Here is a 19,952-nt window from a genome sequence, read left to right on the forward strand (position 1 = left end):
TGACTCATGTTCTATTCACACACACTTTATTAGCCCGCGCCCCGGTTCACCGACGGATGAGGCCGATGAATGCGTATCGATTCGCACCCCAACCAGGTGAACATGACAACCGGATTACGCCGCTGGCTGGGCATAATGGCGTATCTGGTCATTTTCAGCTACCCCCTCGTCCACGCCGACCACCTCTACCGTGACGATATCTGGCGCAGCTTCCATGGCGAAATGGGGTGGGTCTCCAACGGGCGTCCGCTCTCCAGCCTGATCGCCTTCCTTGTCAATGGTGGCCCGCGTCTTGCCGATCTCGCGCCACTGCCGCTATGGCTGGGGCTGGCTGCCATCACCGCGGCGATTCTGCTGTGGCGCCGTCGCCTGCTTGCATTTGACACGGGTTATGCCTGGCTCGCGATGCTGATACTGGTCGTACAGCCATTTTTCCTACAAAACCTCTCCTATCACTTCGATGCGTTGCCCATGGCGCTCGCCCTGGCCTGCGCCATTGCCGGTATCGCCTGCGCCCTGGACCCGCGCGAAAATCATCTCTGGAAAGCGCGGTTTCGCTGGCTGACAGGCGGGGCCGGCGTACTGGCTTCGCTGCTGTTCTACCAGCCGGCGGCCAACGTCTACTTCATCCTGCTGGCATTTCATGTTGCCTTGACCATCTCGCACCATGGCCGCCCGGACTGGAACCGGCACCTGGGGGCACTGGCGGTGGGCGTGTTGGCACTGGTGATATCGAAGCTCGTCTCCGCGGCATTGATCGAGGGCGACTACAGCGAGCAGCACAGCAGGCTGGCGCCGCTCGGGCAGTTGCCCGGCCACCTGCTCGACCAGACCGGGCAATTCTGGCATTACGCGGCAACGATGGTGGACACGCCCACCTGGTGGCTATTCACGGCGCTGGCCATCGTGACACCGACAGGCTTGCTGGTCGCCGCGTGTCGTCGCCGCAGCGTCCCCGGGCTGCCGGTAATGGTGCTGGTGCTGGTCTGCTTGCCCTTCGGCGGGCTGGGATTCCTCTCGGCCCTGGCCCATCCGATCTGGCAACCCAGGGTGATGATGGGTTTCGGCGCGCTGTATGCCGGCCTGCTGTTCTGCGTTCTTCATTGGCTGGGACGTCCACGCCAGTCCAAGGGCTGGTCCCTGCTGGGTTGGCCACTGATCGTCTTGGCACTCGGCACGCCACTGACCTTGGCTTACGCCTACGGCAACGCACAGCGTCAACAGGCGCTCTTCGCCGATGAGGTGTCGATACAACTGATCGACGATCTCGCCACACAGCCATCAGCCGCGCCGTTGGTCATCGATGGAACGCTGCCCTTCACGCGTGCGACACGTAACGCGATCGCCGTGCATCCCTTGATTGGCGAGCTGATCCATCCCTATCTCGACAATGGCTACTGGTGGGGCTATCAGGATCTCTACCGTCGCGGGCTTTCCTCGGCCTTCGAACTCGGTGACGACCCACCGCTACGCCGACGTTTCGAGGCGCAGTGCCACCATCTGACACCGCTATCCCAGCGCGCCTGGTATACGCTCTACCAGTTCGAGGGGCATTACGTGGTGTCTTTCGATCGCAAGTGCCATCACGCATTGACCACGACCGAACTTCCGATCGATGACTGAGCCGATCCGGCATGCGTCTTCCCGCTGCTGACCGCGCTCTGCCACGCTTTCTGTCATTGCCTCGTGAACCGGCGTTCAACAAACACCTACACATTGGGCTGGTTATGTCAGACAAATGGCGAATGGCGGTTTACAGCTAGTTGACCAACAATTCGCAGGGTAACGTGGCGCAACTCAACGTTAATTACGTTGGTGCGACCCTCGGGATGCATTCAACAAGGATACCCTATGCATGCGTGGACTTTAATCTCGTTTCTGTTCTTCACGGGGTTGGTCGCCTTGATTACCTGGCGCATCACTCACCGTGACGATCTCAGTAACACGCGCGGCTACTTTCTCGCAGGACGCAGTCTCAGTTTTCCGCTGATCGCCGGCTCCCTGCTGATGACCAACCTCTCGACGGAGCAGATGGTCGGATTGAACGGCTCGGCCTTCTCGGACGGGCTGAGCGTCATGGCCTGGGAGGTCGTCGCCGTCGTCGCCCTGGTATTGCTGGCGCTGTTCTTCCTGCCGCGTTTCCTGCGCAGCGGCATCGCCACCGTTCCGCAACTGCTGCAGGAACGCTTCGGCCCGACGACGCAATTGATCTGCAACGTCATCTTCCTGGTCGCTTACGCCGTCATTCTGCTGCCGATCATCCTCTACTCCGGCGCCGTCGGCCTGCAGGGCATGCTGGACTTGCCGGTACTGACAGGCATCGACTCCAGCACGACGCTGCTGTGGCTGACGGTCTGGGGCGTCGGCATCATCGGCGCTGTCTATGCCCTGTTCGGCGGGCTGCGCACGGTCGCGGTTTCCGACAGCATCAACGCCATCGGGCTGCTGGTCGGCGGGTTCGTCATCGTCTATCTCGGTCTCGATGCCGTAGGAGACGGCAACGGCATCGCTGCCGGCTGGCAGGCAATCCAGGAGGCCCAGCCCGAGCGTCTCAACTCGCTAGGGCGCCCGGACCAGCAAGTGCCCTGGCCGACACTGTTCACCGGGGTCTTCCTGATCAACCTGTTCTACTGGTCGACCAACCAGCAGATCATCCAGCGCACCTTTGCGGCAAGGAGCCTTTCCGAGGGTCAGAAAGGCGTGCTGCTGACCGGCTTCCTCAAGCTGCTCGGGCCACTCTATCTGGTGCTGCCGGGCATCATCGCCTACCAGCTCTATGCCGATGAAGGCATCGCTGGCGACCAGGCCTACGGCTACCTGGTTTTCCACCTGCTGCCACCGTGGCTGACAGGCTTCTTCGCGGCCGTCATGGTCGGCGCCATCCTGTCGTCGTTCAATTCGGCGCTGAACAGCACCACGACGCTCTTCAGCCTGGGTATCTACAAGGGCGTGCTCAAGAAGGACGCCAGCGAGCAGCAAGTCGTCAACTCCGGCAAGGTCTTTGGCTGGATCATGGCCGTCGCGTCGATGGCCATCGCCCCGCTGCTGGCCGGCCAGGACAGCCTGTTCGACTACCTGCAGACCATGAACGCCATCTATTTCATTCCGATCCTTGCGGTGGTGATCGTTGGCCTGCTGACCAAGCGAGTGCCGGAGTCGGCCGCCATCTTTGGCCTGGTCGGGGGCATCATACTGATCGCTGCGGGCTACTTCGTGCCGCCGTTCAACGGCATCCTCGAGATCACCAATCAGTACCACTTCGTCGCCGGCGTCTTCGTGCTGCTCATCGTCGTGATGCTGTTGATCGGCAAGATCGCGCCGCGCCGCGAAGCCTGGGTCCATGAAGACGTCAAGGCCGTCGACCTGACGCCCTGGAAAGGTGCCGTGCCGGTGGGCATCGTACTGCTGGTCCTGGTCTTCGCGATCTACTTCGCCTTTGCCGGCTGATCGCGACGACAGATACCCGGCACAACACCGACGACGCCTCGCCACCGTGCGAGGCGTCGTCGTTTCAGCCTCTTTTCGGGGCAATGTCCTCGCCGCCACGCCCGCATATCCGCTCAGATCGTTTACCATGCAGGCAGGTTTTCTTCGGAAACGAGGCGATGCGCCGACAACTGACTCATGAATTTCAGAACCTGATCGATCGCAGCCGGGATCGCCAGCTGCGCCTGGCGGTGACCGGGCTTTCGCGCGCCGGCAAGACGGCGTTTTTGACCTCGCTGGTCAACCAGCTGCGCCATGCGGGTATCGATGCCCGTCTCGACCTGCTCAAGTCCGCCCGTGAAGAGCGCCTGCTCGGTGCGCAGCGCGTCTCCCAGCCCGATCTCGGGGTCCCGCGCTTCCCCTACGACGAAGCGATGGCCTCCCTCAAGTCGACACCGCCCCACTGGCCCGAGCCGACTCGTGGTATCAGCGAGCTGCGTCTGCAACTACGCTACAAGACGCGACGCGCTCGTGGCCTGCTGGGTGACACGGCGACGCTGACGCTGGATCTGATCGACTACCCCGGCGAATGGCTGCTGGACCTGCCGTTGCTCGAGCATGACTTCCTCAGCTGGAGCCAGGCCCAGCTCGAAAGCATGGGCCCGGAGCGTCGACGCTACGCCAGGACCTGGCAAGACGCCGCTGCGACCCATGCAGCCGAAGAGACGGTGGACGAGTCGCGTCTGGCCGAGCTCGCCGAGCATTACGCCGCCTCGTTGCGCCAGGCCCGGGAAGCCGGCTTTTCTCACCTGCAGCCGGGCCGCTTCCTGCTGCCCGGGGATTTGCAAGGCGCACCGGTGCTGCAGTTCTTCCCGCTGCCGGGCGTCACCGAGAAGGATCGTCAGACGCTGGAAGCCCTGCCCGCCTCCAGCCTTTACCAAACGCTGAAAAAGCGATTTCGCTTCTATCAGCAGCATGTGGTCAAGCCTTTCTATCGTGAGCACTTCCGCCGCTTCGACCGCCAGATCGTGCTGGTCGACGTACTCGGCGCGCTCAACGCCGGCCCCGAACGCTTCGAGGATCTGTCGCGTGCGCTCACGACCTTGATGCGAAGTTTCGACTACGGCAAACGCAGCCTGCTGAACCGGCTGTTCTCGCCGCGTATCGACCGGCTCGCCATCGCCGCTACCAAGGCGGACCACGTCACGCCGGACCAGCATGCCAATCTGGTCACGCTGCTCGAATCACTGCTGGCCGAACCGATCAAGGATCTACGCTACGCCGATGTCCCGGTTCGGGCTTTCTCGCTGGCCTCGATTCGGGCCACCGAGACCCGCGAAGTCGAAAGCGACGGCAGACGTCAACCGGCGCTGCGGGGACATGGCCTCGACGGCGAGCCGCTGCTGGTCTATCCCGGCGACGTCCCGACCCGGCTCCCGGAGCCAGAATTCTGGCAGCGCCAGGGATTTGCCTTCACGGCCTTCCGGCCGCCACCGTTCACGCCAGCCGCACTACCCCATATTCGCATGGACGCGACTCTGGAATGGCTGATGGGAGATAAACTGCGATGAGCGACCCCCGCCCCGGGCAGCGCTTCACGTTCGATGAACCGCCGAAGCCTGCCGACGACGCCTCGTTGAACGGCGCGCAAGTCTACGCCCCCACACAGGCCAGCGATCCCTACTCCGCGGACGACGACTCGCCCGCGCTCGATGCCGCCATCGAACCGCCGCGCAAGCGCCGCTGGGGGCTGTTGGCCATCTTCGGCGGCACGCTCGCGCTCGGCACGATCGAGGCCGCGCAGTCGCTCTATACTTCGGCCCTCGGCGGCGACTGGCTATCGGGCGCCTGGAGCATGCTCGGCCTGCTTGCCGTCGGGCTGGCCGCCAAGGCGCTCGCTGGCGAGGTGTGGCGGCTGCGCAAGTTGCGTCGGCATGCGCGCCTGCGGCAGCAGCTGGATGACGAGTGGATCGACGACACCGACAATGCCCGTACGGATCCCGCCACGCTGGCCGACGAGCTCCGTCGCCAGATGGGGCTCTCCCGGGATCATCCGCACTGGCAGTCCTTCCTGCGCGCCCACCAGGCGCATCATACGGCGCACGAGACCCGCGAACTGATCGCATACCACATCCTCGCGCCGCGCGACCAGGCGGCACGGCGGCTGGTGACGCGAATGTCGGGAGAAACCGCCGTCATGGTCGCCGTCAGCCCGTTGACCCTGGTGGACATGTCGCTGATGGCCTGGCGCAACATTGCCATGCTCGATCGCATCGCCGCGCTCTATGGGCTGCAGCTCGGCTACGCCAGCCGCCTCAGGCTGTTCAGGGAAGTGCTGCGCAACATGGCCTTCGCCGGTGCCAGCGAGATGATCACCGACGCCGGCATGGATCTGCTGTCGATGAACCTGGCAGCCAAGCTATCGAGTCGCGCCGGTCAGGGCCTGGGCGCCGGGCTGCTGACGGCACGTCTGGGCCTGCGCGCCATGCGAACTACCCGGCCGATCGCCTTCGAGTCTGGCGAACAGCCGCGCCTCGCCGACCTGCGGCGTGAAGTGTGGCAGCAACTGCGCCGGTTGGATGACACCGCGGAGAAGGGTTGACTCGGCGAACGGAAATCTGCCGCCGCGTCGATCGAGAGCACGTGAAGCGACACCGTGACATCAATCGAGCGAAAAGAACGCTCGCAGCGTGTGGGCCACCGCAGACTCGTGATGCGCACCAATCCTCTTGGCCCGTGGCAGTTGATCGATGACCTCGGGATGGGCGTTGGAGACGACATAGGCATTGCCCACCAGCGTCAGCATTTCGACGTCGTTGAAGTTGTCGCCGAACGCCAGCGCCCGCTCGATGGGAAGATCGAGCGCCTTGAGCGCGCGACTCAGCGCGGTCGCCTTGTTCACGCCCCGATGCATGACCTCCAGCGAATTGGCCGCCGAGTAGGTGATATGCAGCGCTTCCCCGTACGCCTCCCGCAGGGTGCGCTCCAGCGGTTCGAGCAGTGCCGGCTCGCCGATGTAAAGTACCTTGCCGACGTGTTCATCTTTCAGGTCGCGCATGTCGTCGACCTGGTAGGTGAACCCTGTCATCGCATGAAGCGGCAACAGTTCCGGCGCTTCGGCGTCGATCAGCCAGCGGTCATGGGTGTAGAGATTGAGCCGCACCGTCTCCGGGCGCGGCAGCGCCACCAGTGCCTGAACCAGCTCGGTCGGCACCAGCGTTTCGTTGACGAGCCGATCGTCGGCATCGTGAACGTGGGCGCCGTTGCTGCTGATGATCCAGGCCGGGATCTCCAGCTGTCGTCGAATCGCCGCGATATCGTGATAGTGCCGCCCTGAGGCCAACGCGATCACATGCCCCTGCGCCGACAACGCCCGCAGGGTGTCTCGCGTCAAGGCGTCGACGCGATGCTCGGCATTCAACAGGGTATTATCGAGATCGCTGGCGATCAGATGCTGGGCCATGGAGTCTTCCTTGAATGGACGGCGTCGAACTTCAGCGGCCAAATGTCAGCCACGGTTTTCGAACTCGGGGCATTCAGTGTCGACGGCCGGCCGGCGGGCGTCAATTGCCCGCTGGCCGCCGTACGCTCTCCCGCTGCTCTCCCACTCTCCCGCTCTCTACACTCTCCCAGAATCGCAGCCCTCGACTCCGGTCTGTCATCTGGCCTCGAGACTATTGGCCACCGCGCGGGCCTGCCGGCCCATCACCAGATGCAGAACGCCGTGACCGATTTTCTGCATGCCGGCAGTTCCCAGCGCCAGGAGCGCAGATTCATCGATGCGTTCGCAATCCCCCAGTTCCACCCGCAGCCGGGTCGTTGCCACGGCCGCGACGGTGCGAATATTCTCCGCGCCGCCCAACGCCGCCAGCCACGCTTGTCGCGAATCCGCATCCAGCTCGGCATCGTCCAGTGCCGTGTCGCTCTCCAACGCCGTCGGTACATCCGGCGTCTTGCCGTGATCCCGCATCGCCGCACGGATCTCGTCGGCGACACCATCGGCGATCGGCCCCAGGATCACCTGAAGCCCGCCACCGCGCAGATGCAATACGCCACGCGCGCCGAGCTGCTTGAGGGCCGGCTCGTCGATGGCCTTGTCGTCGACCAGCACCAGCCGCAGGCGCGTCGTACAGGCCCCCACGCTGGTCAGATTGGCCGCGCCGCCCAAGGCGCGCACGAACGCCGGGCCCCGTTCGCCGGCCTCGACCGGGGCACCGGCAGCCCTAGCGGTTTCCGGCTCGCGGCCCGGCGTAGGCAGATCGAAGCGCACGATGGCCCAACGGAAGATGCCGTAGTAGAGCACGAAGTAGCAGAGCCCCACCGGAATCATCATCCAGCCGTTGGTCGACAAGCCGTAGGAGAGCGCGTAGTCGAAGGCCCCGGCGGAGAAGGTGAAGCCCAGCTTGACGCCGAGCATGTTCATCAGCGCCATCGAGATGCCGGTGAGAACCGCATGCATCGCATACAGCGCAGGCGCCAGGAACATGAACGAGAATTCGATCGGCTCGGTGACGCCAGTCAGGAAAGCGGTCAGCGCCAGCGACAGCAACAAGCCGCCGACCTGGGCGCGACGCGATCGCGGTGCAGCGTGATACATCGCCAGCGCCGCCGCGGGCAGGCCGAACATCATCACCGGGAAGAAGCCCGCCATGAAGCTCCCCGCGGTCGGGTCACCGGCGAAGAAGCGGTTGAGATCGCCGGTGGCGCCGTCGAAGCTGCCGAACACGAACCACACGAAGCTGTTGAGCACGTGATGCAGCCCGGTCACGATCAAGATGCGGTTGAGCACGCCATAGACGAACAACCCCAGATCGCCGGCGTCGATCAGCCACTGCCCCAGTTGATCGATGCCCTGCTGGACCGGTGGCCAGACCAGGCCGAAGATGCCGCCGAGCACCACCGCCGAAAGCCCGGTGACGATGGGAATGAAGCGCCGCCCGCCGAAGAACGCCAGGTAGTCCGGTAGCTTGATCGCCTTGTAACGGTTGTAGAGCAACCCGGCCACGCTGCCGATGATGATGCCCGAGAGCACCCCCATGTTGATATCGGGATTCAGCGTTTCCAGTACCGCGTTGAGCACCAGATAGCCGATCACCCCCGCCAGCCCGGCGGCACCGTTGTCGTCGTCGGCAAAGCCGACCGCCACGCCGATAGCGAAGATCAGCGCCAGGTTGGAAAAGATCGCATTACCGGCATTGGCGATGAAGGCGATATCGAGCAGATCCGGCTGGCCCAGGCGCAGCAGCAAACCCGCCACCGGCAATACCGCGATGGGCAGCATCAGCGAGCGCCCGAGTTTCTGCAGACCGGCCATGAGCCGGGAACCGAAGGTCGTGGTCATGACGCGCTCCTCAATCTCTTGTTGTCGTGTTATCTCTTGTCGCGTTATCTCTTGCTGTCGCGCTGCCGATGCCGGACTTGACCTCGCCGACGCTCGAGGACACGCCGTCGATACCCTGGGTGCCGTCGTCTGGTACGTCGTCGTCCGCGTCGAGCATCGCTTTCGGCAGGTCGCCCAGCGCCTGTCTCACGGCGGCGCCATCTTCCAGCGCCAACAGCGAGGGGAGCCGGCTGGCCAGGGCGCCGGCGTGCAGCCGACGCAGCGCGGCCTTGACCGCGGCGATACGCCCGGGTTCGACGGAAAGCTCGTCGACGCCCATCGCCGCGAGCAAGGCTCCCGCCAGCGGGTCCCCCGCCGCCGCGCCACAGACAGCGACCGGGCATTGACCCGCCGCTCCTTCGAGACACAGCGCGATGAGTCGCAACACCCCGGGATGGAGCACATCGTTGCGCAGCGCCAGCGACGCGACCTCGCGATCCATGGCCAAGGCGTACTGAGTCAGGTCGTTGGTACCGATGGAGAGAAAATCGGCTTCCCGAGCCAGACTGGCCGCACACAGTGCCGCGGTCGGCACCTCGATCATCGCCCCCAGCGCCGGCAGCCGCTCGATGCCCAGCTCCGTCGCTCGTGATACGAGTCGTTCCCGCACCCAGCGCAATTCGCCGACATCGGCCACCATCGGCACCATCAGCCGCAGCGTCGGCAGTCCATCTTCGCAAAGCGGCAGGCCGCGACCCGCTTCGAGCAGCGCGTCGAGCTGCGTCTCGAAGAGATCGGGATGTGTCTGCCAGAGTCTGACGCCCCGCTCACCCAGCGCCGGGTTGGGCGTCGCCGATAGCGGGAGATAGGGAAGCTGCTTGTCGGCGCCGATATCCAGCAGACGCACGACGACCGGTTTGCCACCCATCGCCTCGACGGCGGCGCGATACTCGGCCTGCTGCTCGGCCAGCGTGGGCGCGGCCTGCCGCTTCAGAAACAGGAATTCGCTGCGCATCAGCCCGACGCCATCGGCGCCCGCCCCGGCAGCCTCCCGCGCTTCCATGGAGGAGGCAATATTCGCCGCGACATGAAGGCACCTCCCGTCTCGGGTCGATACCGGGTCGAAGGCAGCCGCGCGCTCCGCTGACGCCTGCCGCCGCTGACCGGCCAGTTCGGCGTCGACCGCCGCCAGGCGGCTTTCGTCGGGCGCGAGCTCGAGCACGCCATGATGTCTGTCGCGACGGACATCCAGGCAGGCCTTGTCACTGTCCGCTTCCAGCAGCGCCTCGCCCAATGCCACCAGGCATGGCAGACCCCGCGCTCGCGCCAGAATCGAGACGTGGGAGGTCAAACCGCCGGCTGCCAGACACAGTCCGGCAATCCGATCCGCCACCTCGACGAACTGCGAGGGCGTGAGCTCCCGTGCCGTCAGGATCGCGCCGTCGATTCCCGAAACGGTTGTCGCCGCCTCGGTCGCGAGAGGCTGCATGACCCGGCGCTGCAGGTCGCGCAGATCGTCGGCCCGCGCCGCCAGCAAGGGATTATCGCCGGTCTGCAGACGTTGGATCTCGCGCTCCAGCGCCAAGAACCAGGCCCGCCCGGCGCTGTGCCCGCTGGCGATTTCCGCCTCGGCCGCTGCGCGCAGATCGGGATCGTCCAGCCAGGCGCGGTGGGCTTCGAAGATTTCCGTCTCGTCTTCCCGGCCCCGCGCCCGGGCGACTTCCATCGCTCGAGCCAGCGAGGCGTCGGCATCGGCCACGGCCTGCGACAGCACCTGGCGCTCCCGCTCGGGGTTCTCCCCTTTGTCAGGCACATGCGGTAGCGCGACCGTGTAGCGAACCAGCGGCCCCACCACCAGGCCGGCGCTCGCCGCCAGACCGGTCAGAACGCCAGGCGCAGACTCGATGGCGGCTGCCTGTGGTGCCCGTTGCTGCCCGCCAGGCCGTGCCTGAAGCGGCTCATTCTGGCCACCATCACCGGCGGCTTCGGGTGTTTCTAGCAGCGCCACCGCCGCCTCGACAGCGGCCTGCGCGCTCGCCCCTCGCGCCATGATCCGGACCCGATCCCCCCGAGCCAGCCCCAGGTTGAGCAGGGCGCTCAGGCTGGCAGCGCTGGCTTCCCCCACAGAGGGTTCGCCGACGCGGCTACCCCCAGCCCGTGTCAGCGTCAGCTCGACCGCGTGCGTCTGGGCGATGGCTCGCAGCCGTGCCGCCGGACGGGCATGCAAGCCGCTGGCCGAAGTGATCGTTGCCTCGTCATGCGCGGTTTGCTCGCGCCCGGGCTCGTCGTGACCTGCGCTTGCTGCCTCGACGGCTACCTGCCAGCGAAGAAGCGCTTCGCCCATCTCGACGACCGTTCCCGGCGTGACCAGCGCTTCCAGCTGGATCTCGGCGCCATTGGTCAGAACGATGGGGCTGACCAGCGCCGTGGCGCGCTGCGCCAGCCGGTCGGCGTCGAACCGGCACAGCGGATCACCGGCCGAGACGCGCTCGCCGGCCGAGACCAGCAGTTCGAACCCCTCGCCACCCAGATCGACGGTATCGAGCCCGATGTGCAGTAGCCATTCGTGGTTGCCATCGTCTCGCAGCGTGATCGCATGGGCGGTCCGGGCGCACTGGATGACCTCGCCGTTGCAGGGGGCATGCAACGTTTCCCCCAGCGGGTCGATCGCGATACCCGGCCCCATGACGCCTTCGCCAAAGACCGGGTCGGGTACTTCCGACAGCGGGACCACGACCCCGCGCATCGGGGCACCGAGAAACCGTAACGTGGATGACATGAAGACTCCCGACTTGTTGTTGTTTCGATCCTGTTTCAATCCGGCACTCGCCGAACGCCCGGTATTGAGTTGCTACCCGAGACCAGCGAACCGCTGGCGATTCAGAGCGTGCGCGTCACCTTCTGCAGGTGGCGCGGCTGATCCGGGTCACCACCGCGTGCCACCGCCAGCTTCGCGGCCATCACGTAGAAGCTCTGGATCACCGATAGCGGCTGCAGATCGTCATGACCGGCGTCGATCAACGGCAGATGACGCTCGGCGACACTGTCATCGGCCACCAGCAGCACCCTGGCGCCGATGCTCTCCAGCCATTTCGCCAACTCCAGCAGACCGGGCTGGTCCGGCCCCGGCGGGGCGAAGACCAGCACCGGATAGCCCGGCCCGATCAGCGCCATCGGCCCGTGGCGAACCTCGGCGGCACTGAACGGCTCGGCCTGGATGGCGCAGGTCTCCTTGAACTTGAGCGCCGCTTCCTGAGCGATGGCGAGCCCTACGCCGCGACCGATCACCAGCAGTTTGTCGACGCCGACCAGTGCATCTATCGCCGGCTGCCAGTCCTGTCGTGCTGCCGATTCGAGTCTCGACGGCAGCGCCTCCAGTGCCGACAGCAGCGCCTCGTCATCGGCCCAGGCGCCCACCAGATGCGCGCCGGCGGCAAGCGTGGCGAGATAGCTCTTGGTTGCCGCCACGCTCTTCTCGACTCCAGCATGCAGGGCGATTTCACGCTCGGAGGCCTGCCCTAGCGGCGAATCGGGCGTGTTGACCAGTGCCAGGCTGCGCGCCCCGCCGACGGCCAGCGCCTTCTGTGTCGCGACCAGGTCGGGGCTGGCGCCGGACTGCGAAATGGCCACGGCCAATTGCCCCTGAACACGCCATGGCGCATTGGCAACGGTCGTCAGAGAGGGCGGCACCGACGCCACCGGCAGCCCGAGATGCTTCATCCCGAGATAGCCGAAATAGGCAGCGGCATGGTCGGAACTGCCACGCGCCACCGTCAGCGCGCCATGCAGATCCGCCTCGCGCAGAATCTGGCCGAACTCGGCCAGCGTGCCAGCGTTGGCCTGCCATTGGGCTCGCAGGCATTCCGGGGCGCTCTGCGCCTCTTCCAGCATCAGTGACATCAGTGGCTCTCCCGCGGCGCGCCGGCCGCCCGTGTTGTCGTCTGTTCTCGTGACGTTGCCGATGCCTGGTGGGCGAGCTCGCCCCCGACATAGACGGCATCGATCTCGAGTCGGGCATTCATGACCACGACATCGGCACGGCAACCGATCTTGAGCCGGCCGATCTCGGTCTCGCCGAGGAAATCGGCGGGGTACTGCGACAGCCGCCGGCTGGCATCACCGAGATCGAGACCGATCTGGACCAGATTGCGCAGCGCCTGATCCATGGTCAGCGTGCTGCCGGCCAGCGTGCCGTCGGCCAGGCGCACGCCCCCCAGGCACTTGGTGACATGCTGCTCGCCGAGCCGATATTCCCCGTCGGGCATGCCGGCCGCAGCGGTGGAGTCGGTTACGCCATAGAGGTAAGGAATGCAGCGCAAGGCCGTCAGAATCGCCCCGGGATGGACGTGCAGCAGATCGGGAATGATCTCGGCGTAGTCGGCATGCGCCAGCGCCGCGCCGACCATCCCCGGTTTGCGATGATGCAGCCCGGTCATGGCATTGAAGAGATGAGTGAAACCCTGGGCGCCGTGAGCCAGCCCGGCCACGCCCTCTTCATAGCTGCCCAGGGTATGGCCCATTTGCACCCGCACCCCGCGCCCGCGCAGCTGGCGGATGAGCTCGGCATGGCCGGACAGCTCCGGTGCCAGCGTCAGCAGCCGGATCGGGGCGAGGGCCATCAGCGCCTCGACCTCCTCGATCACGCCGGGGTGGGCATACGGCGGCTGGGCTCCCAGCTTGCCGGGGTTGAGATAAGGCCCTTCGAGATGCACGCCCAGCAGTCGCGCTGCCTGAACCGGCGGCTCATCGATCCGCCGCGCGATATCCCGCAACGCTTGGCGGATATCGGATACCGGCGCGGTCATGGTGGTGACCAGCAGGCTTGTCGTCCCGAAGCGCACATGGGTTCGTGCCATGGTGGCGGCGGCATCGCCACCTTCCATGGCATCCGCCCCGCCGCCGCCGTGAACGTGCAGATCGACGAACCCCGGCAGCAGGCGCGGATGGTCGTTGGCGTCCGGATCGACCGCCTTCCCCTCGAGGTTGACGATTCGCCCGTCAAGCCAGTCGAGCGTGCCGAGCCGCCACCCCTCCGGAGTCAGAATGTTGCCGTAAAGCATGTCGGCTCCTGATCGAACGCTCTCACTGGGTCATTTCCTTCATTCATTTTCCTGGGCTGCCGTCATTGGGTGAGTTCCACCATGAAGTCGTAATAGTCGGTGCGACAATAAGTCATCGTCAGTTCGCCGGGCCGGCCGTCGGCGAGATAGCCGAGCCGGGTCATCATCAGCAGCGCCTGGGATGGCGGCACCTGGGCCAGTTGCGCCAGTTCGGCATCGGCGTTGACCGCCGACACGTGCTGCAAGGCCCGGACGATCGGCGTGCCCAGATCTTCGAGACGGCGATAGAGCGAATGCGTGACGCTCTCGGGATCCGACAGGACATGGCCCGGCAGACAGCTCTCCTCGACCGCGACGACCACGTCATCCGCCAGTCGCAGCCGCTTGAGCCGCGTGACCTGGTGGTCCGCGCTCAGCCCGAGGCGCAGGCTCTCCTCCACCGTTGGCGTGCCCAGGCGCCGGCTCAACCAGCGCGAGCTGGGGCGGTGACCGCGCTGAACCAGCAGTTCGGTAAAGCTGGTCAATCGTGTCAGCGACTGATTCAGACGCGGGGCGATGAAAGTGCCGGAGCCGTGGGTCCGCTGAATCAGCCCCAGCGCCACCAGGCGATCCAGCGCCTTTCTGGCCGTGATGCGGGAGATGTTGAGCGATTCCGCCAGCACTCGCTCCGAGGGCAGTGCCTCGCCGGTCTCCCAGTCGCCCGCTTCGATCGCCTCGACCAGCTGCTGGGCTAGCTGGCGATAGAGCGGAGTCGACTGGGCGGCGTCCAGTTTCAGCCGAGAAAGCGTGGGTGCCATGGCAGTTTGGTTCCGGCGTCGCTGTGGTGGAGCTCGTAGTGGTGGAGCTCGTAGTGGTGGAACTCGTAGTTAATACCACTTCAATACCACCAACATAACCAGTCGAATACCAATCTGCCAGTTCGGCTACTGCCGACATTGGTCGAATGCCATCGCCTGCCACACCCTGCCATACGGCCCGCCACGAGCAGCCGTCGACCACCGCATGATTGGCGTGCCCCACGCGGAATCCGTATAGTGTCGCTCTCGTCCACCGACCGATCCGATCCGATGCTGCAGAACAACTCTCTTCTGGCCCAGCTGAAGCAAGATATTCGCGCCAACACGCCGCGCGTTCAGGGCACCATCAAGGCGACAGACAAAGGCTTCGGTTTCCTCGAAGCCGAAGACGGCACCTCCTATTTCATCCCGCCACCCGCCATGAAGCAGGTTCTCCACGGCGATCGCATCGAAGCGATCATCAAGGAGAACGGCGACAAGAAGCAGGCCGACCCCGAGACGCTGCTCGAGGCATCGCTGGATCGCTTCGTCGCACGGGTGCAGAAGCGCGACGGCCGCCTGGCCGTGGTGCCGGACCACCCCTCGATCAATCTGTCGCTCAAGGCCCGTCTCAAGCGTTCGCTGGAAGAGTCCGACATCGCCGATGGCGACTGGGTCGTGGCGCGCCTGATCCGTCATCCGCTGCGCCCGGACGATCGCGCCTTCTTCACCCAGATCGACGAGCTGGTGGTCAAGAGCGAAGACCCGGCCGTGCCGTGGCGCGTCACTCTGGCACGTCATGCCCTGGAGCAGGAGTGCCCGCCGGCTGCCGACGCCTGGCCGCTGAAAGACGAAGGACTGACGCGCGAAGACCTCACCGCCGAGCCGTTCTTCACCATCGACGGCGAGAAGACGCGCGACATGGACGATGCGCTGCGCATCGAAAGCACCGACGACGGCTGGGCGCTGACGGTCGCGATTGCCGATCCGACGGCCTACGTGGACGAATCTCACGCCGCGGACAAGGAAGCGCGCACGCGCGCCTTCACGGTCTACCTGCCGGGCCAGAACATCACCATGCTGCCGGAAGCGCTGGCCGACGACCTGTGCTCGCTGAAGCCGGACGTCGAGCGGCCGGTGCTGGCCTGCCGACTGCAGGTCGGTCGCGATGGCACCCTGGGCGAGTACCGCTTCTTCGCCGCGACGATTCGTTCCCAGGCTCGCCTGGTCTACGACAACGTTTCCGACTGGCTGGAAGAAAAGGCAGGCGCCGAGGCGCCGGCAGCCCCGATCGCCGAGCAGCTCAAGGCACTGGCCGAGCTCTCGCGCGCTCGTGCCGCCTGGCGCGAAGCCAACACGCTGGTGTTCAAGGATCGTCCCGACTACGTGTTCGACCTCGACGATGCCGGCAACGTGCTGGGCATCCGCGTCGAGGAGCGCCGCATTGCCCAGCGCATGATCGAAGAGGCGATGATCGTCGCCAATGCCTGCTGCGCCGATCTGCTGGCCAAGGAAGTGGGACACGGCATCTTCAACGTGCACCACGCCTTCGAACCGGAAAAGATCGATCAGGCGCTGGAGTTCTTGACCACCCAGGAGATCCCGGTAGAGCGCGAGCAGCTCGCCGAGCTCCCCCGCTATCGCGAGTTGCGCCGGGCGCTGGATCTTCGGGAAGACGCCTGGCTGGACGCGCGCCTGCGGCGCTTCCAGGGCTATACCAACATGTCGGCACGGCCGGGGCCGCATTTTGGCTTGGGGCTCCCCGCCTACGCCACCTGGACATCACCGATCCGCAAGTACGGCGACATGGTCAATCATCGCCTGATCAAGCGGGTACTGAAGGCCGAGGCAGCCCCGGCGGAAGCCAGCCAGCAGTTGACCGAACAATTGACCGAGCGCCGCCGACTGAACCGAATGGCCGAACGTGACGTCAAAGACTGGCTTTACGTGCGCTATCTGGCTACCGCCATCGAGCAAGGCGATGTATTCGATGCCGATATCATCGACATCCGCCGAGGCGGCATGCGGGTTCGCCTGACCGCCAACGGTGCCACCGCCTTCGTGCCGGCACCGTTGATTCACAGCGACCGCAACCAGGTCGTGATCGACGACAAGGAAGGCCGCATCCAGGTCGCTGGCGAGCCTCGCTACGCGCTCGGCGGCACCCTGCGCGTCAAGCTGGTCGAAGCCCGTGAAGCGACACGCTCGCTAGTGGCCACTCCCGCCGAGTGAGCGTGGTAATGGCTTGGCAGCGCTGGATATTATGGCGCTGCCAAGCTACCACTATGGTGTGAACGCCCTGTGGCAGTAACCCGATATACTGCAATGTAGTCATCGCCATTCTCCGGAATGTGCTTTATCGACAGGAACGTTCTCGACAGGGAAGCCTTTTAGAGGAGCGGCTCGTTGCACATTGCCGACGTCACGATGTTCTATGCCCCCGCCAGCGGCGGGGTTCGTACTTACCTCGATGCCAAGCATCGGCGCCTTGCCAAGCGACCGGGCATTACCTGCAGTCTATTGATACCCGGATCCCAGCTCTTTACTCACAACGGCATTCATGAAGTTCCGTCACCGCCGTTGCCGTTCAGCCAGGGTTATCGATTTCCGCTTCGCCGTCGCGGCTGGGAGCGCGAGCTCGTTCGTCTGTCACCGGACATCATCGAAGCCGGCGATCCCTACGTGACCGGCTGGGCTGCCGTGCGGGCCGGACGCAAGCTCGATATCCCCGTCGTCGGGTTCTATCATTCCGACCTGCCGCGGTTGATCAGCAATCGCATGGGCAGCGGTATCGACAAGCTGGTGGAGCGTTATGTCTACCAGCTCTACCGGCGGTTCGACCAGGTGCTCGCGCCAAGCCGCGTGATGGCGGAGCGACTGACCCGTCTCGGCATCGAACAGGTCGCCATCCAGCCGCTGGGCGTCGACCTGGAGACATTCCATCCCAGTCGCCGGAACCCGGCGCTGCGCCAGCAGCTCGATCTCGACGACGGTACGAAACTGCTGATCTTTGTCGGTCGCGGCTCTCGCGAGAAGAACCTTCACGACCTGCTGGAAACCGCACGCCTGCTCGGCAAGGGCTATCACTTGCTGCTGGTCGGGCCGAGCATGCCTAGCCGTGTCCCCGACAACGTCAGCGTGATCGACCGTTACACCCCGACCGAGGAGGTCGCGAGCTGGCTGGCATCGAGCGATGCACTGGTCCATGCCGGCACCCAGGAAACGTTCGGCCTGGTCGCGCTGGAAGCGATGGCAAGCGGCATTCCCGTCGTCGCCGCGCGTGCGGGGGCGCTGGCCGAGAACGTGCCGCTGGGCTGTGGATTATTGAGCGAGCCGCATTCACCGGCCGACATGGCCCGCGCCGTGAAAGAGCTGTTTTCCAATCACGATGCCGCCCAAGCCGGCCGTCGCGCCCGACGGTACGTGGAAAACAATCACGACTGGGACATCGTCATCGACGGTCTGCTTTCCCACTATCGCCGACTGACCAGTGCCACCGAAGGCGCAGGAGAGGCCCAGCAGGGTTCCCAGCATGGATGATCGCCATTTTTCGCTGGTACTCCACGATATCGCCCCCGAGACCTGGCCGGACTATCGCGGATTCGTCGAGGCGATCGATCGTCTGGGCGAACGCCTGGGCCGGCGCATTCCCATCACCTGGCTGGTCGTGCCCAACTTCCACGGCCGTGGCGAATGTCGCGACAGCGACACCCTGCGCCGCGTGCTCGACACCCGTCTGGAACTGGGCGACGAGCTGACGTTGCATGGCTACTTCCATCGGGACGATGCCCCGGCGCCGCGCTCGCTGCGCGATTTCTACATGCGCCGGATCTATACCTGGGAAGGCGAGTTCTACACCCTGGATCGTGCTCGCGCTGGTGCCCTGCTCGATGAAGGCATGGCGCAGTTCGACGCCTGCGGCTGGCCTCACGGCGGCTTCGTGGCCCCGGCCTGGCTGATGAGCCAGGGCACCCGCGAGGCGCTGCAGGAGCGGCCATTCACCTATACCAGCGACCCGCAACGGCTCTATCGTCTGCCGGCCTCTTCCACGCTGGAAGCGCCGAGCATCGTCTGGAGCGCGCGCAGTGCGTGGCGACGCGGCATGTCGAGAGTGGTCAGTGCCATCCAGTACCGCCGTTTCCAGCACGCCCAACTGTTACGTCTGGCGCTGCATCCGGTGGACATGCGCCATCGCCCTTCGTACGACTACTGGCTGCATCTCGTCGAACAGCTGCTCCACAATGGACGACAGCCGGTGACCAAGCGGGACTGGCTGGCCCATGAAGCTCCTGACCTCGCCTCGGGCAATCTTGCCAACCGGGCGAACAAGGATCGCCCCGCGGCATGAAGCGCATCCTGTGGCTACTGGCGTTGGGTCTGGTGGCGGCGCTGGCGATACCGATCCTGATCGGTGGACGCGGCATCGTTACCGAACTGCGAGGCTTTCCTACCTCGCAACTGCTGATGATGCTGGGCATGATCTTCGTCTGCTGGAATCTCAACGCCCTGCGTCTGAGATTGTTGCTGGCGGGACGCGCCGGGAAGCTGTCCCAGACCCGCGCCTTTTCGATCGTCATGGCCACCGAATTTGCGATCTGCGCGACACCCGGTGGCACCGGCGGGCCATTGACTCTGCTCGGCCTGCTGGCCCGACGAGGCATTCGGCCGGCCCAGGCATCCGCCATCTTCGCCGTCGACCAGCTGACCGATCTGCTGTTCTTCCTCTCCGGTCTGGTGGGCGTCGCCGCTTATGTACTGATCGAGGCGGTCGATCTCAAACTCGGCTGGCTGGTGGGGTTGCCGACCTTGCTGCTGATCACGGCACTGGCGATGCTGTGGCTGACGCTCAGCAACTACGCCCGCGTCATGCACGTCACCGGTCGCTGGCTGGCCAAGCTCAACGTCAAACGGCGCTCACGCTTCGGCTTCGCCCGCCGGCTGCTGCATTTTCGCAACTCCCTGATGGAAACGTTGCGTTTGCCGCGTTGGCTGCTGCTGGGCGTCTTCCTGCTCTGCTGCGCGCACTGGCTGATCCGTTACAGCATTCTCTATCTGGTCGTTCAGGGTCTGGGGCAGCATATCGACTGGGCGTGGACTTTCCTTGTTCAGATGGTATCGATGGCCGCAGGTCAACTGAGCTTCCTGCCGGGTGGCGCAGGCGGTGCCGAGCTGACGTCATCCGCGCTGCTGACGCCGCTGATCGGCGCGCAGAGTGCCGCCGCCGCCGTGCTGATCTGGCGTTTCGTCACCTACTATTTCTATCTGCTGGCCGGGTTCCCGATATTCATCGCCACCGCCGGCAAGGCGTTCCTGCAGATGATGAACAAACGGAAAGCCGCCGCCAAGCACTGATACCGAAGCGACGAATAG

The 19,952-nt window shown here is 65.0% G+C and carries 14 protein-coding genes; 8 read left to right on the plus strand and 6 right to left on the minus strand.

The annotated features are described in order from the left end of the window. Window positions 1-69 precede the first annotated feature (69 nt). The 4 genes from BC443_RS17690 (at window position 70) to BC443_RS17705 (ending at window position 6,028) form a co-directional block, all read left to right on the plus strand. A complete protein-coding gene (locus tag BC443_RS17690; RefSeq protein ID WP_071233201.1) occupies window positions 70-1,623 on the plus strand; it encodes a glucosyltransferase domain-containing protein in 1,554 nt (517 codons plus the stop codon). Window positions 1,624-1,851: 228 nt separating this feature from the next. After that, a complete protein-coding gene (locus BC443_RS17695; RefSeq protein WP_071233202.1) occupies window positions 1,852-3,447 on the plus strand; it encodes a solute:sodium symporter family transporter in 1,596 nt (531 codons plus the stop codon). Between the two features lie 158 nt (window positions 3,448-3,605). Beyond that, window positions 3,606-4,997: a YcjX family protein gene (locus BC443_RS17700; protein ID WP_071233203.1), complete on the plus strand. Its 1,392-nt coding sequence runs from the start codon at window positions 3,606-3,608 to the stop codon at window positions 4,995-4,997. Then, the gene (locus BC443_RS17705; RefSeq protein ID WP_071233204.1) at window positions 4,994-6,028 is read left to right on the plus strand and encodes a TIGR01620 family protein; all 1,035 of its coding nucleotides are present in this window, start codon (window positions 4,994-4,996) and stop codon (window positions 6,026-6,028) included. Before BC443_RS17700 ends, BC443_RS17705 begins: the two co-directional genes overlap by 4 nt. Window positions 6,029-6,088: 60 nt before the next feature. On the opposite strand, the gene BC443_RS17710 is transcribed toward BC443_RS17705, so the two are convergent. From BC443_RS17710 to BC443_RS17735, 6 genes are all read right to left on the minus strand, one after another. Continuing rightward, window positions 6,089-6,889, minus strand: coding sequence for a Cof-type HAD-IIB family hydrolase (locus tag BC443_RS17710; RefSeq protein ID WP_071233205.1), 801 nt, complete (start codon window positions 6,887-6,889; stop codon window positions 6,089-6,091). Between the two features lie 195 nt (window positions 6,890-7,084). Continuing rightward, window positions 7,085-8,767, minus strand: coding sequence for an N-acetylglucosamine-specific PTS transporter subunit IIBC (gene nagE, locus BC443_RS17715; protein ID WP_071233206.1), 1,683 nt, complete (start codon window positions 8,765-8,767; stop codon window positions 7,085-7,087). Window positions 8,768-8,777: 10 nt separating this feature from the next. Then, window positions 8,778-11,525: a glucose PTS transporter subunit IIA gene (locus tag BC443_RS17720; protein WP_071233207.1), complete on the minus strand. Its 2,748-nt coding sequence runs from the start codon at window positions 11,523-11,525 to the stop codon at window positions 8,778-8,780. Between the two features lie 101 nt (window positions 11,526-11,626). After that, window positions 11,627-12,646 (minus strand): SIS domain-containing protein, encoded by a 1,020-nt coding sequence (locus BC443_RS17725; RefSeq protein ID WP_139284370.1) that lies wholly within the window; start codon window positions 12,644-12,646, stop codon window positions 11,627-11,629. Continuing rightward, the gene (gene nagA / locus BC443_RS17730) at window positions 12,646-13,806 is read right to left on the minus strand and encodes an N-acetylglucosamine-6-phosphate deacetylase (RefSeq protein ID WP_083387502.1); all 1,161 of its coding nucleotides are present in this window, start codon (window positions 13,804-13,806) and stop codon (window positions 12,646-12,648) included. The genes BC443_RS17725 and nagA overlap by 1 nt, the downstream gene beginning before the upstream one ends. Window positions 13,807-13,868: 62 nt before the next feature. Beyond that, window positions 13,869-14,603, minus strand: coding sequence for a GntR family transcriptional regulator (locus BC443_RS17735; protein WP_071233208.1), 735 nt, complete (start codon window positions 14,601-14,603; stop codon window positions 13,869-13,871). A 270-nt stretch (window positions 14,604-14,873) separates the two neighbouring features. Between BC443_RS17735 and BC443_RS17740 the strand changes: the two genes are divergently transcribed. From BC443_RS17740 to BC443_RS17755, 4 genes are all read left to right on the plus strand, one after another. Beyond that, window positions 14,874-16,814, plus strand: coding sequence for an exoribonuclease II (locus tag BC443_RS17740; RefSeq protein ID WP_071233209.1), 1,941 nt, complete (start codon window positions 14,874-14,876; stop codon window positions 16,812-16,814). Window positions 16,815-16,988: 174 nt separating this feature from the next. Then, window positions 16,989-18,122, plus strand: a complete 1,134-nt coding sequence (locus tag BC443_RS17745; RefSeq protein WP_071233210.1) for a glycosyltransferase family 1 protein — start codon at window positions 16,989-16,991, stop codon at window positions 18,120-18,122. Next, window positions 18,115-18,930, plus strand: coding sequence for a polysaccharide deacetylase family protein (locus BC443_RS17750; protein WP_071233211.1), 816 nt, complete (start codon window positions 18,115-18,117; stop codon window positions 18,928-18,930). Before BC443_RS17745 ends, BC443_RS17750 begins: the two co-directional genes overlap by 8 nt. Then, window positions 18,927-19,934, plus strand: coding sequence for a lysylphosphatidylglycerol synthase transmembrane domain-containing protein (locus BC443_RS17755; protein WP_071233212.1), 1,008 nt, complete (start codon window positions 18,927-18,929; stop codon window positions 19,932-19,934). The genes BC443_RS17750 and BC443_RS17755 overlap by 4 nt, the downstream gene beginning before the upstream one ends. The last annotated feature ends 18 nt before the right edge of the window (window positions 19,935-19,952 follow it).

The sequence above is a fragment of the Salinicola sp. MIT1003 genome, assembly GCF_001858555.1.
GTDB lineage: Bacteria > Pseudomonadota > Gammaproteobacteria > Pseudomonadales > Halomonadaceae > Salinicola > Salinicola salarius.